Below are 14,933 nucleotides of genomic sequence, written 5' to 3'. Positions count from 1 at the left end.
AAACAGGCATCAAAATCAGTGATGCCCAGATGAAATCGATAGACATGGAACCCATTGGGCCATTTCCTCTCTGGAACTATCGAATCAATGGTTTTAAAAGATCAATTTAATTGCTTACAGTTCCTTAATGGTCGCAGATATCTCAATAATGTCCAGAATCAGCTGACTACCACATACCAGAGACTCTCCTCAGGCCTGAGAATTAACAGTGCCAAAGACGACGCCGCTGGCTTACAAATCAGCAGCCGCCTGACAACTCAGATTAACGGCCTCAACCAGGGTAACCGCAATGCCTCTGACGGTATTGCCTTTGCTCAGACTGCCGAAGGCGCCATGGACGAAATCACTGGCATGCTCCAGAAGATTCGTACTCTGGCTGTTCAGGCTCGTAACGGTACCAACACTCTGGATGATCGTAAGGCCCTTGGTAAAGAGGCTTCAGCTCTCGCTCAGGAAATCACTCGTATTGCCAAGCAGACTACTTTCGGTGGTGCTCAGATTCTTGACGGTGCTGCGGGCCTGCTAACCAAGGGTGGCGGCGGTGGTGCTAACGCTGGCAAGAATGAGATTGGTAAGCTTACCCTTCAGGTTGGTGCTAACAAGGGCGATACTATTGACTTTGAAATCACTGCAATGAAGTTCTCGAACATTGCCTCTGCTGCTAAAGTAGATAAGGGCAATGCACTTGAAAAGTTCTGGAGTGCTGGCAAAAACAACGGACCAACAAGCATTACTTTCACAGATGCAGCTAATGTTGATATTGCAATTGAATCACTTGATAAGATGATTGCAGCTGTCGACGCAAGTCGTGCTGGACTAGGTGCAATCCAGAACAGATTGGAGTCCTCAATACGTAACCAGGCTAACGTTTCTGCCAACCAGGCTGATGCCCGTAGCAGAATTCGTGATGCAGACTTCGCCGAAGAGTCTGCCAACCTGTCCCAGCAGTCCATTATTCAGCAGGCTGCTGCCTCCATGCTCATGCAGGCTAACACCCGTCCACAGCTGGGTCTGTCCCTGTTAGGCTAACAGCCCTGTCTGGCAGCCTTAAAGACTGTCAGTTTCATCAGCTGTTCTAATAAAAAGCCCTCTGGTCCTTTCAGATCAGGGGGCTTTTTACTGCAAGCATTATGTTAAGTGCTTTACAAAATATTTAGTAAGTGCTTTAGTTGCATTTTCGGTTTCTGCAGGACCAGCCGCTCAAGGTCCTATACCTCTCCTCGTATCAACCCTCACTCCTGACCCTCCTGCACTCACTAATCTGCGCGCATCAATAACATCCATCTCCTCTTCGGCCCAACTGTTCGTGCGATACACTTCCTCCAGCCTTGTCCCTTTGAATTGTTCATTTTTAACAGTCTTGAAGCACAGTCCCAACGACTAAAACCCTTCCTCTTTCGTGCATTTCCTTGTCGACAAGACCCGCGAGCCTCTTTTGCTGTCTCACGCTATCAACATCGTCAAGTCTGTCCTTCTTGATATCTTTAACATTCACACTCTTACTTGGCTCAGAATTTGCCAACTGTAACCATTTGTAAAGCAAGACATACATTTTCTAATGCAAAAGCACTCGCACCATCCCTTTCTTTCACGCCTGCATTCTCACCTCGGACCTGTCTTTTCAGACGTGCAATCGTGTTGAGTGGCTACTCGACTGACTTGCCGCTTGTCAGGAGGCAAGTATGGCGTCGAGCCTGTTTCAATGCATTCTTGCCTGTCTTACTGCATTCATAAATACCATCGATCCATCCATCCTTTTATCCGTAGATCCATCCCCACCGACTAACAGCCTCCTGCTATTTGATGATGACCTGTCATACAACTGGTTTTGTAATGTTTAGGTACATGGCCAGGTGTGTCATTAGTATCTCTCGCTGCAATGTGGACTGCTGAGGATGCTGAGGCTGTATTCAGCTTGTTCATAGGCCCTTATACCATCGCCTCTGCAAAGCCTGTTACTCTCGCCACGGCTTCGTCTTCTGCTTCGTCCAAGCTATGTGCTGTCTTGATGCCTCTACACCCGTACCTGTGTGCGGGCAAGAGGCTGATGGTGCTTTTGTGATCAAATAGATCTTATAAGCATTGTCCGGTGTTATCTTCATGCGTCATGTGCTAGAATCCATCTCCACACTGTGTCTACGCCTCAGTGTTGGACATTTTTCTTTGCAGCCTCTTGTGAGTGCATGGTTATGCCCGTCGCATCAATGATCCTCATGGCGTTCATACAGTACTCAGCTTTTGGCCCAGCCTTGTTATTCTGAGCTGGTGCAGCTGGTCTGTTGATGCGTTCCTTTTGGGTTTATTGCCTGGTGAGCATGATTTTTCACTTGGATCGTATGGAAAAATGATAAAATCCAGAGGCTGTCATGAAAGACATTTCAGACAGCCCAAGATCCGCAGTTATGCCGCGTCCCTGTGGGACATTAAGCTGCTGCGGCTAATCAGACATAAGGAACATGTCTGTCAGTTCCTGAGCAGTACTTACTAAGATATCAGTCCCGGCTTGAGCCTTCTGGTCTCCTGCTATGGGTAAAATCACTGCTCAGGTACCTGTCCCTTTCACGGCAATGCATAAGCCCTGAAGGCGCAGACAGTTCAGACATCACCGACACAGTTAAGAATCTTTTCTGTGTACCATGGCTTCATTCATGACAGACCATGGCATCTCATTTTCTTTTACCTGAGCATAAGGTATGCAGCCTGTGCTTAGTACCATTCACAAGCCGGCAGTACCCTGACAATTCAGGCTTCAGCTGATCTTTTACCACTTCCCTTACCCCTTTACTTTAATTCTGCAGCAGCCTGACAGGCTGGTGTCCTTATCCTGTTGTTTTGGCTATACCCGGTAATAACACCCGGGAGTGCAAAACGGACCTGGCAGGCTCAATGCTTTGAGCAGTTAATTGCTCTGTTCTTCTGGCTTTTGACTATCGTAAGTCAGCACACGTTTTATGGACCTGCACTGTTGCCGAAAGCGGCTTACAGACACAGGGCATTTGTCTTGTTAAGGACGATGCATAGCCAGGGCTGGGCTGGGCAGGACATGAAAGACAGGACATGACAGTCAGGCTATGGTTAGGGGCCCGCAGGTTGAAGACGAGGAAAGCCAGGGCATCGCAATACCCGGCTGGACCTTGCAAGGCCTGGCCATGCTGTAGCTTGCAGCGCCTGGCCCAGCCGTAACTTGCAGCCCAGTGTCATTGCATGCTTCACAAAGCAACAGGCTGCGTACTGTGCCCGGCAATGTCCCTGTGTCCAGGGTAAAGCATTGCTCTGCTGTACCTTGCAGGCGATATCCGGCCAAATCCTGCGGGGCTGGGCCCGGCTGGTTCGGGCAATGTAATGCCGGGCTTGATTAAGCCTGGCTGGACTGCATACTGGCTGTTTGATGCGCTGGTGCAGCTGGTCGCGGCAAGCCCTGGCTCTGGCCTTTGACATGGCTCAGGCTCATGCTCAGGCTTATGGCCATTGTCCTGCCGATGCCGGGCAAGCCCATGGCAACGCAAAGCAGGCCTGGTCAATGGCCAGCTCAGCCATGTCTTTCCACGGGATGCACTGTGAGGCGTTGCCCAAAAGCCAGTGCCTTACAGGCATGCAGCCCTGTTTTTCATACAGATCCGTGTTGCATCCAGCTCAAAGGCAATCTGCATCAGTTAACTGGTGTGACCTGCCTCAATTGCACGGCAAGCTCTGCACTGCCTGCAGGTCATATCCGGCATTGTGGCAGGTTGGCCTCTGGATACTGTAATCCCCGGCTCAGGTACCGTTACTGATTCTGGTGCTTTTGCCTGCTATGGGTGCGTGCGTATGCATGGAGCCTGATGGTGCTCAAGTCGAGGTGCTGTGGTACGGACCATGTGCTGAGCTGTACCCGGCTGGTGCTGTAAACGTATTGATGCTGGGCTCTACCTGTTCTTGTGTTGAGCTCCTGTCAGCAGAGCTCATGCAACTCAGTACAGCTTCTGGTAACTAAGTACGGCTTCTGGCAGATCTGTACGTCTAGGTACAGGTAAGGAAATAAAGGTGCCCGCAGTTGTGTGCAGCTGCCTGTCGGAGCAGCCAGTACACCGTGCCTGAGAAGGGCTAACAGGTACCATTTGCTGTGTTCAGGATGGCTGTGAGCAGATCCAGTGCGGGCCGAGTGCCTGGTGTGAGGGCACTGCGCTGTTGAGAGAAGTCCTCATCTCTATGGATTCCTGTTCTTGCCATGTATACCCCGTAAGGTGCTTTGCACCTGCGGGCCAGGATTACTGCAAAACTGACTGCCCTGGGGTCAGATGTTTATTATCAATGGGCTGCAGGAGTAACTGTATGTACTCCTGGCAGCTTATGACTCCCTGCTACAGGGAGTCGATCAGGCCTGAAGCTGACAGTAGCAGCTTCAGTCCTGTCAGGATTTGTCATTTTTAACTGCCAGCCTGCGGACAGACAAACACCTTAAAAGCTGTCCTCTGGCATCAGCAGCTGTACAGCAAGCGTGAGGCTGGACTTTTGCGCTGTAAGGCCTGTGGGCAGCTTACCGGCCCAGCGGCCTGCGCAGCCCAGCGACTGTCTGGCCCTGTGGGCTTGCAGGCTGGGGCCATGTTTCAAGGCCATGCCTCGCATAAAGGCAATGCCGGCCTTTGCTCGGGCCTGCCTCTGTTATCTTGCCCGGTAATGTCGTTAGTCATGACCGGGCCTTACGCTGTGTTGCTGCTCTTAAAGGATATGTGCGTCTGTTATGCCCAGCTGCGATGTCAGATATGAAAGGCTGACGCCATGCTATGACCGGCATCTGCCAGGGGGCTGTCCACTGACAGCTGCATGGGCAGCACAGTCGTGCTGTGGAACTGCTCTGTCCAGCCCAGCCATGGCCTGTTCTGCATTCATGCCGCACAGTGGACTGTTCTGCCTTTGCCCATGCCTGCGGATAGTATGAGTCTTCCTGTGGCCTGTGCTCTGCTCTTTGAGCTGGGGCGGCAGGTCAGCAGGTCTTGGGCTGCTGCTCTAATGCAATGCGCTGTGTCCATGCTTGTGCCTGTTCTGTGTGTTAAAGGGCCCAGATGGGGCTCTTTGCTGTCTAACAGTCAGTGCGGCTGTGCTGATGCTGTCAGCTAAGCCCAGCCCTTCTGAATCTGCCGGTCAGCACAGGTTGCATCACGGAGCAGCTGTGAGACCGTTAAACCGGGCAATCAGTCCGGCTATAGCCTGAAGCTGTGCTCTGTGCCAGCCAGGATGACTATGGAAATTGCTGTCGTCAGTAGAGCATGTGCTGCAGGCCTTGCTCCGACCCGGGCCATGTCCCTGTCCCTGGTCCTGGTTGCCGGGACTGCCGTACTGCATGGCAGGAGGCAGCTGTAGCCAGCTGCCGCTGCTGATCGCTTAATGGATATGCTGCCTCCCTGGCAGACTGGTGCTCAGTCATACAGGCTTGCGCTGTGGCCGGCCTGGAGGCCTGGTGACCGGGTTATCTTGGAGGAGGTCGTATGGCCGGGCTGAATGCAGGGGCGGATGCTGGCTGGCAGGGCCGTTGGATCTGTGCTGTGCTGCGCTGTGCATGGGCGGGCAGAGCGCTGTGGTCAATACATCAGGAGTACATTTATGGAATATGCAGATAACCATAACAAGGGTCACGACTGGATGAAAGCAGCCAGCCCTGAGGGCTGTCCTGCTGATGTGGCCATGGCTGTTACTCTGCTGGCTTTCTGCACCGGCTATACTGACGCTGCATCTGTCAGTGCCATGGCAAGAGCCAACCATGACACCTTTGCCCGTATCTTTCCTGATTACCCCCTCAATGATCTCTCCGAAGACATTATCCGCCGTGCCCTGATCTTCATTGGCAGGGAAAATTCCCCACGTCTTCTGGAAAAGTTCTTACTGCCTGTTATAGGCAATGCTCTGACCCGCTGTCCTGAGGACGATACCACTACCATCATTGCCCCGGCTGCCCATAGTGAAGACCAGCAGCCATCCCCGGCTCTGCCGATGCGAGCCGGTGGTGCTCTGGGGCATATTATGGTACCGGGATCAGCTCAGGGCCGTGCTTCAATAAATTCAGCATACAGGGCAGCAGCCCAGTCAGATACAGGTACAGCCAGCTTAAGCGTACCTGGCCTTCCGGCCGGCACTGCCATGGCACCTGCCCTGCCGGTAGCTGGCTTACCTGCCTCTGCCGGCTTATCTACAGATGCCGGTACTGTGCCCTCAGGAGCTGCAGCCAGTGCTGCAGCCGGTGCCCTGCCAAATGTATCAGAGCCTGCAGCTGCCACTGCATCTGCTTTAGCTCAGGGCACTGCCGCCAGTAGCCAGCCGGAGTCAGCTGCTGTAGTCGAAGCCGCAGCCAGCGTTGACGGCCGTGCCTGCTGTGAGCATGGGGCCACTCTGTCTCATTTCCATACTCAAGACCATGCTGATGAACAGGTTCATACTCATACTCATACTTATGCCAATGGCAATGCCCATGCCGCAGCCTCAGGCTCTGGCCTAAAGACTGCCAGCGGATTATGGGATCAGCATGAGGACGGTATTCAGGTTCAGTCCTATGGTCCTCTTATCCTCAGTACTGAGCAAAGAGACAGTAATGATCACTCGGTAAACTCACCTGACTTTGCATCTCCATCACCTTCAGGCTTTGATCTGTACCATGATCAGCTTGATAACTGGGATAAGGGAGCCAGCTGTCCTGTGGGCTCATATACAGGATCTCAGGGCAGTGACCTCTGCTCATCAGGAGCAGGGGATATCAAGGTACATGCCCGCAGCTGCGGTCTTGCTGACCGTCAGGGCAGCAATCTTGAGGAGCTTAGTGCTCTTCCGGCCAGAGATCAGACCCCAGACAGTTCCCCAGCTCAGGCCCCATTGAGCTCTCCTGCCCCTGCCTCAGCTGCTGAACAGGTTGCAGCCGGTTCAGCATACAGCCAAGGTGCCCCTGTGACTGCCGATGTTGCACCAGCGGCGGCTGGTAACACCGCTGCCACTGCAGCTGTCGAGACCATAGCAGATGCGGTTGATAAAACTGGTGCCGCAATGGCTGCCGTGACCACATCAGGTGCGACTGACCACACAGCCGCCGCTGCGACGGCTAAGGGCGTATCTTGTACGGCAGATATCACTGGTGCTGCTGTGGCTGCAAGAGCCACATCAGCTCAGGATGCCAAGGGCGCATCAGGTGCAGCCACCGCTTATGGAGCCTCAGTTTCTGCCCGTGCTCATGCTGCATATACTGCCTTAGCAGGGAAGGCCTATGTTGCGTCTGATGCTTTAGGAGGGAGGGCCGATGCTGCGTCTGATGTTACACCTGAATCTGAGGCCTCATCTAAGGCGTCAAGTACCGGTTCTTATACCTCTGTACCTGCGTCTGCATCAGCAGCTGTCTCTGATGATTCCTCTGTTGCCCAAGCTGCCACTAATGGGGCTGATGCCACTGATCATGAGTCTGCTCCTGCTGCACAGAATGCAGCAGCGGCTGCACAAAGTGCTGCAGCTGCCGCTGATGCGGCAGCAAGCTCCAGTGTCAGGGGCAGGACCGGTTCCAGCACCTCCAGTTATGTTGAGAGTGGTGATGAGAGCAGCTCTGATGATGAGTATGTAGACGGAAGAGACAGGGCTTTTAAGCCGGTACTGAGAAATATCATTACTGTCAGTGAAGACCGTACCTCAAAGGGACGAGAGCGTCGTAACAGCTCTTCTGTCTATCTGCCTGCCGGTAAGGGACGTATGACTCTTGAGGAGCTGTCCATATCAGGCGCAGCTGCCTTAAATCAGCTTAGTGGACGTTCCCGCAGCAGCAATGCATACAGCGCTTCTTTTGCCAGCAGTCAGTCACGTTCATCCCAGTGGCTTAGCAGTTCATTAAGAGAACGCTTAAATACAGCCAGCTCCAGTGATAAAAGCATGTTCCCTGCAGTACGCTCAGCCTATACAGGAAGCAATGGCTATCGTGTCTCTGCAGCTGCAGCCATGTCGGCCCTGGCTGCTCTGCCCGGCCGTAAAGGCTCATGGAACGGTGTTACCGGAACCACAGCTGCAAATACTGCTCAGTCACACAATAAGAACAGCCCACAGACCATAACCAGGACTGAAAGCTCAACTGCAGCTCCCAACTCACCATCTGCAGCTGCGGCTACAGCTGTGGCTATCTCTGCTAAAGCTGATGCCTGCGTATCTGATACCAGGAGCACTACAGTTGAGCACGGGGATGCCCGTGCCATGGCAGCTCAGTCCGTAGAGCAGCCTGCTCACTCGCAGGCAGCTGCCATGGGTGCCCCTTCAATGGAGCAGCGTCAGCACCTTGATACCACTGCCACAGCCACCTCAAACGTAGAGAAGCGTGAGCACCAGGATGCTACTGCCGCAGCTGCCCAGTCCAGGGACCAGCGTAAGCACCAGGACGCTACTGCCGCAGCTGCTCAGTCCATGGACCAGCGTAAGCCCCGGGATGCTACTGCTGCAGCTGCCCATGCTGTGGAGCTGCATGAGCACCAGTGTGCTACTGCCGCAGCTGCCCATGCCGTGGAGCTGCATGAGCACCAGGAAGGTATTGCCACAGCTGCCCATGCCGTGGAGCTGCATGAGCACCAGGATGCTACTGCTGCAGCTGCCCATGCCGTGGAGCTGCATGAGTATTCGGATGCCACTGGCACAGCTGCCTCATGCATGGAGCAGCGCAAGTCCCTGGATGCCGTTGTCATGGCGACTCCATCAAGCAAGCATTCTCAGCACCTGGAACACAGTACCCCGGATGCGCTGGCCACGGAGGCACATCAGCATGAAACTGCATCTGCTGGCTGTGATGCTTATGCTGACTCAGCATCATGCGCTTGCCTGTCATCAGGCTCCTGCTCAGTTTCAGGAGCATCTTCAAGCTCAGGACCGGCTACAGGACAGTGCTCAGACCTGCGCTCACAGTCAGGCATGGGCTCAGATATTGATGCTCTTACTGATGCAAAGCTTGGCTATGATTCTGCCTCTGCCACTGGCTCTCAGGGATCTGTTTGTCAGGATGCAGCTGCGACTGCAGCTTCCAATGCAGCATCCAATGCGTCTGGTAAGGACTCTCCTGACCATTGTGCAGCTGAAGCAGTGTCCTTATTTGAGCAAGAGCCTGGAGCTGATCCTGAAGCTGCTTTTAAGGCAGTATCGACAGCCGCAGCCACAGTTAAAACCGCAGGCACAGCTAAAGCCGCAGCTGCAGAAACATCAGCATCCCCATCAGCTCAAGCAGCCCCAGCTACTGTTACAGCCTCAGGTCGCGAAGGTATCGCAAGCAATGCCGCAATAGAACCATTGTCCGGGGAAGAGGTCGTATTAAATGGCCCTTGCGAGCCTGATTTGCAATCCAGGGGCAGGTCTGCAGCTGAGGCCGCCGCCTCTGACTGTCGGCTTGAGCAGGCTTCTCAGCTTGTGGATTTGGCTGCCCGTGATGCCGATGCCCAGGCTGCTGCCTGTGCCAGTGGGCAGCAGGCTCACTGTTCCAGTAAGCAGCTGGCTGAGGGCGTGGTTGCAGCTCAGAGAGCTGATGAGACTGGTCTGCAGGACTCTGACCTTAGTGACAGAGCATCTGACAGTAAAGCTGTAAGTGTCAGTGACTCAGGTGATAACAGTACTGTACTTACTGAAGTATCAGGATATCTCAGTGCCGCCATATCACCTTTAAGTGACGCCCATTCTGGAACACTGATGGGATCTACAGCAATTTCATTAACCGCGGCTGTTACATCTGACCCGTCCTCCTGTGCACAGGAGCAGGCCAATACTTCAGCCCAGACAGCAGGCCATGGCAATCAGGCTACGGTAGCTGGTGACGGCACCGGCAGTGCCAAGGGCTCTGTAGCGGCCTCCGGGACTGTTGCAGCAAATGCTCTGGCCGCCGCCGCTGCTTCAGTCTCGTATAGTGCAGCTCAGGTTGCCGGTGCAGGCGGCGCAGGAAGTGAACGCCAGGCAGCAGGAGCTGTCGGTATTGCTCCGGCAGTTGATGCAGGAGGAGCCTCAGGATCGGCCCCTGTAACTGCAGCCGACGCTGTGGCAGCACACTCAGGACAGCTGTCAGGCACCTCTGACAGTGCTCTTGTTAGCCATCAGGTATCTGAGACCTTCAGACAGTATTATCTGCGTCAGGTAATTAAAACCCTGTCTGAGGCTGATGAGGAATATGGAGCTGCCTGGGCTGAGCTGTGTGCAGCTGTGGGCGTACCGGCTCCAGCCATGGGAGCTGCCGCTACCGCAGCAGCAACTGCGGCAGCTCATGCCGCTGCTGAGGCTGCCGCCACTGCCGCCATGAAGGCAGCAGCGACTGTTGCAGAGTCGCAGCTGCAGACCATGGGAGGCACGGCCACCTGGGGAGCAGGAGGACATGGAGCAGCTCAAATCTCAGGTGCTGCTAATCAGTCATCGGAGACTTTCAGACAGAGGTATCTGCGTCAGACCATTAAAACCCTGGCAGCAGCTGATGAGGAGTATTCAGCTGCCTGGGATGAGCTGTGTGAGAGTACTGCAGGTCTGCACAGGACCGGACTGGCACCAGCTGCGTCTGCGGCTGCTGCTGCCGCCGCAGGCGCAGCCGGTGCAGGCCGTATCACAGCCGAGCGCAGCGGCTTTAAGTCACCATGGCATGAGCTGGCCTTTTATGAGGGCAGCCGAGGTCTTGCCATGGGCTATTGCCTTGATGGCCTTGAGTGCTCAGACAGAAATGGCGCTACTGACCTTGTCCTGTCCTTTGACCTGCGTGGCTGTGTGGTAAGTGCTGCCGGTATGGCCAATCCCCGTATCTTTGTTGAGTCAGTGCTCTTTAACCATGCTGACTACTTTGTAGCCCTCAAGTCATCGCAGAAAGCAGCCTGTCAGACTGTACGCGAGGTATGTGAGCGTACCTGGGGCATACCTGATTTCCAGTACACTTTCATTGACCCGGTCAGTGCACACAGAACTGCTCGTCTCTTTACTCTGGTACCAGGTTCAGCCTTTGCTGAGGACTTCTTGAAAAAGTGGCCCGGCCTTGCACCGGGATCTGCCATGATGGTACGCACCTTAAGTGGCCCGGCCAACTCAGAGGGTGCGCTGGTAGAAGAGCGCTTCTTCCTGTCATCACTGACCTTTGACGGTTCAGACCGCAATGAGCTGCTCTCTGAGGTCATAAGCAATCACTACGACGGCCCACGCTCACGTTCCTGGCTTATGGATATCAACTTCTACCACTATGGCAGCCGCAGCTTTAATGCTGACTATCTTATTGGCACCACTCTGCTGGAGAAGACAGCTGAGAAAATTATGAATCACGCAGTAAGCCATGGTGGACATGTGACGCGTACCGGAGGCCGTTCAGCCGGAGGCCGCACCGGCTCACGCGCATCAGACAGCCGCAGCACCGGCCGTGGCACAGCCTCACGTGCCGGTGCGGCCAGCCGTACCGCCGTCAAGGCCAGCTTCAACCACCTCAACACTGCCCTGTCGAGCATTTACCAGTACCTCTCCCGCTGACGCCCACGCCCCTGGCTGCCATACAGCAATGAAGCCAGCAAAGCCATAATGCGGCCAGCACAACATCCCTGCAGCCATCACAGCACCCGTGCGGCCAAGAGGATCTATGCGGGCGTGCAGAGCAGCAGTCCCACGTTCAAGGCTGTCATACAGCCATAAGCAGCAGCCATGGGCCAGGATCGTACTGCAGCCGTCCCACACTCCATACTGCCATGCAGTCAGGAATTGCGTCTATGCTGCCATGACCGGACTGCAGCAGTCCCGCACTGCATACTGCCACGCAGTCAGGAGCTGCGTCCCTGCATCCAGTACAGCACCGCAGTGTTGCGGGATCATGCGGGCAAGGATAAAGCGCTGCAGGCATGAAAACTTGCGGCACCACGCCAGGCGCGAATTTAATTATGAGAGTGCGCCGGTGGCCCTGCCGTCAGGCATCTTGCTAAGTGACATATTGCCACGCAGATGATTGCCATGCGGCGTATTGATATGGTCAGAGCGAATGACGCAGCTAACTGATGCTGTCATGTTGTCAGCTTGTGCTGTCAGCTTACAGCTATTACCTCTGTTAACTGTTTCTGACATGCTATGAGCTGACAGCTGAACTTGGATGCAGTTAGCTGGTAAGGGTGCAGCCGGACCTCTGCTTTCACAGAGAGCTGGCAGACAGCCGTCAGCATACCTGCCGGACTGTATATATGCCATGCGACATACATGAGGGCAGTCATGCTCAGGGAGTGTGCGGTCGCACTCCCGGGGGATCAGGCTTGGCGGCTGCTATTAGGTATGTCTTTAGCAGAGCTGGATGGCGGCCAGTCATAAACTCACTGGGCAGGGCTGATCGACTGTCGTACATTCTCATAGAGGGGATAAGGTGCAGCTCTAATGTCTGGCTCCATGTCTGAGGCGCTACCAGACTTATGAACTCCTGATAAGGCAAAATGTCTGCTGGGTAAGCAGACTTACAGCCTGCTAAGAAAGCAGCCTGCCATTCGGGAAGCCAGACTGCCAGCCCTCCATACAACCAGTGCCCGGCTGTCAGCCATGCCTCCAGCCAGCCTACAACCAGTGCCCGGCTGCCAGCCATGCAGCCAGAGCCCGGCTGCCAGCCATACAACCAGAGCGCGGCGCAAGCCATACAGCCAGAGCCGGACTAAGGTCATGAATGACGCTGATTCTGATTGAGTAATGTGAAATTCTCAATATATGCGTTAGCAGATAATCATCCCATCCTGCTATTCATACATCGAACAATACATCAGTCCAGCTATTGATTCGTTCATTCACGCACCAGTCATCAGCCATACCATCATCAGGTTATCAGTTCTGATGGGGGACTGGGATTCAGGTAACAGTGTATGACTGCAAGATGAACTATTAAAAGGACTGGAGATCCGTACGTCTCGAGCACGGCAGACTGTTATACGTTGAGCGTTTGTGAGGAACACTGCTGCCAGTCCGCTACATCACTGAGCTGCGCAGCATCTCAAGTTTGGTACTGTCACATTCAATTCATACAGCTATACACACATCAAATCCAGCCCATACCACCCCATTGCACCCAGTACCAGCGCACAGTAACCAGTCCTGTCCAGTCCCTTACACTCACCTCCGTACGGTTAAGTCGTGCTACTGGAACCAGCCTGAGAGGTATGTAGACTTTTATTGGACACGACGGAATTTAGAGTTCCGGGCAAATGGACATTGACAGTCATCTGGGCCATGCTGGCGCTATTGCCCTCGTCACTCCGTAGCCTGTGCCCTCATTATGATGATACAGAGCTGTGACTGATGGTGTGCCGGGCAATGAGGTCGATCTGTTGCCGCTGTCGTGTATGTCATAATGTGCGCGGCAGGGTGCGCGCTGCAGGATGTGCGCAACGGATGCTGAGCTGACTGGGGCTGTCACAGCCATGGATCAGATAACGTCGTGAGAGAGGATTTCAAACTCAAGGGCATCGTCTGCATGATTAAGCTGGGCTCGTAAATCAAGACCCATATAGTCATCTTCCTCACCCAGCTCATCTCCAGTAAGACGCAGATGCAAAATGACAAGCAGATAGCGGGTTATATCAGGGCTGTTAAGGTCAGCCCACAGCTCCTGCCATGCTTTGCCATTATGGTATTTGCAGCGCAGTCTGCCTTCTTTGAGTTCGTAGTAATGAGATGAGCTGTCCATCCAGGTATAAGAGCACGACAGTGAGCCCACATAGTAATTACCGGTAAGAAAGCGCAGGTCAGGGAAAGAGTCCACCTCTGACATCAGGTCCGTGCTGTGAGGGTTGAGATAGTTATCCCAGATAATACCCTCAGCAAGGTCCAGCATCTCATCAATGCGTCCTCTAACTGTAGCCGCATCCTCAGGAGTCACTTCATCACCAATGGTAATGCACGGCTGCATCCTGTCTTCAAAGGTAATATAGCTGTTTTCCCTGTTCTCACGCTCAAATACCAGGCGTACCGGACGCGTCCCTGTGGTAAGACGTATACTCTGTACAGACTCACCATCTGCCAAAGCGTAATCAGACTTGCATTCCATAAACTGTCCTGTCCTGTTCTTATGTTCCCTGTCATCAGCGCTGCCAGACAAGGCAATCGACTTGCACCTGTCTATGTAAATATAATTTCTAAAACATTATGTAAACAGTATAACTGATATGCCTTTTCGAACATCAACTGTAAGTGACATGCTTCCTGCTCATGTCTAAACAGCTCATTTGGCGCTGTTTTGAAAAGCCCAGGCATGGCAGGTATTGCCTGTGACTGGTATGTTAGCATGAGGGATGAATAAAGGTATAGCCTGCTGATATATCTCAGGTTATCGTTATGTGTCATGCATCACAATGGCAGCCTTTTAGCAGCGACACTAATTTCACATCACATGACCTGAGTGCCCTTGTTTTACAGGTATCCCTGCCCAGGTTTTTCAAGCCTCCTTACCCCCGACTGCCCGCTTCAATCATCCTGCATTATCTAAACCATAAACAGTATACATAAGGTTTGTAAAGCGATTACTGACAGGCAGAGCATAGGTACGGGTATGGGGATGGATATTGATATGGATAAGGATATGGATACGAGTACAGGTACAGGTATGGATACGGGTGCGGGTACGGGTACGGGTACGGGTACGGGTATGGATACAGGTGCGGGTACGGGTATGGATACAGGTATTGCTATGCTGCACAGGTATAGTGATGAATAGCTTGCAATCGACGTATTCTGATCATTCTGGCCTCAGAAAAATATCATGACGTTGCCTGTCAATTAATAATCTACAAATCAATATGTAAAGCAACTATGCACAATTTGCCGTACAAATAGCCGTTCTCAAAAGACACAAATTTCAAACTCAATCACGCCATAAAATCGAGTTACAGTTGCAGCGGCGCCTGCCTCAAAACGAAAAAGGCGACTTCCGGATTGTTCCAGAAGTCGCCTTTAATATTTTGTAAAGCATTAAACCTGTAGTGTGTTCA

4 protein-coding genes are annotated in these 14,933 nt (G+C 53.3%); 2 read left to right on the top strand and 2 right to left on the bottom strand.

Annotation, left to right across the window (positions count from 1 at the left end; genetic code table 11):
• The first annotated feature begins 87 nt into the window (after positions 1-87).
• Positions 88-1,029, top strand: a complete 942-nt coding sequence (locus MXE39_RS07665; RefSeq protein ID WP_246978001.1) for a flagellin — start codon at positions 88-90, stop codon at positions 1,027-1,029.
• A gap of 4,551 nt (positions 1,030-5,580) precedes the next feature.
• Positions 5,581-11,457 carry a hypothetical protein gene (locus MXE39_RS07660; protein ID WP_246978000.1) on the top strand — a complete coding sequence of 1,959 codons (5,877 nt, stop codon included), beginning with the start codon at positions 5,581-5,583 and terminating at the stop codon, positions 11,455-11,457.
• A 1,915-nt stretch (positions 11,458-13,372) separates the two neighbouring features.
• Here MXE39_RS07660 and MXE39_RS07655 read toward each other — a convergent pair.
• On the bottom strand, positions 13,373-13,993 hold the full coding sequence (locus MXE39_RS07655) for a hypothetical protein (protein ID WP_246977999.1): 621 nt from the start codon (positions 13,991-13,993) through the stop codon (positions 13,373-13,375).
• Positions 13,994-14,413: 420 nt separating this feature from the next.
• On the bottom strand, positions 14,414-14,641 hold the full coding sequence (locus MXE39_RS07650) for a hypothetical protein (RefSeq protein WP_246977998.1): 228 nt from the start codon (positions 14,639-14,641) through the stop codon (positions 14,414-14,416).
• Positions 14,642-14,933: the final 292 nt, after the last annotated feature.

Origin of the sequence: Anaerobiospirillum sp. NML120511, assembly GCF_023050955.1 — a bacterium.
Taxonomy (GTDB): Bacteria; Pseudomonadota; Gammaproteobacteria; order Enterobacterales; family Succinivibrionaceae; genus Anaerobiospirillum.
This window is presented reverse-complemented; position numbering and strand designations above follow the sequence as displayed.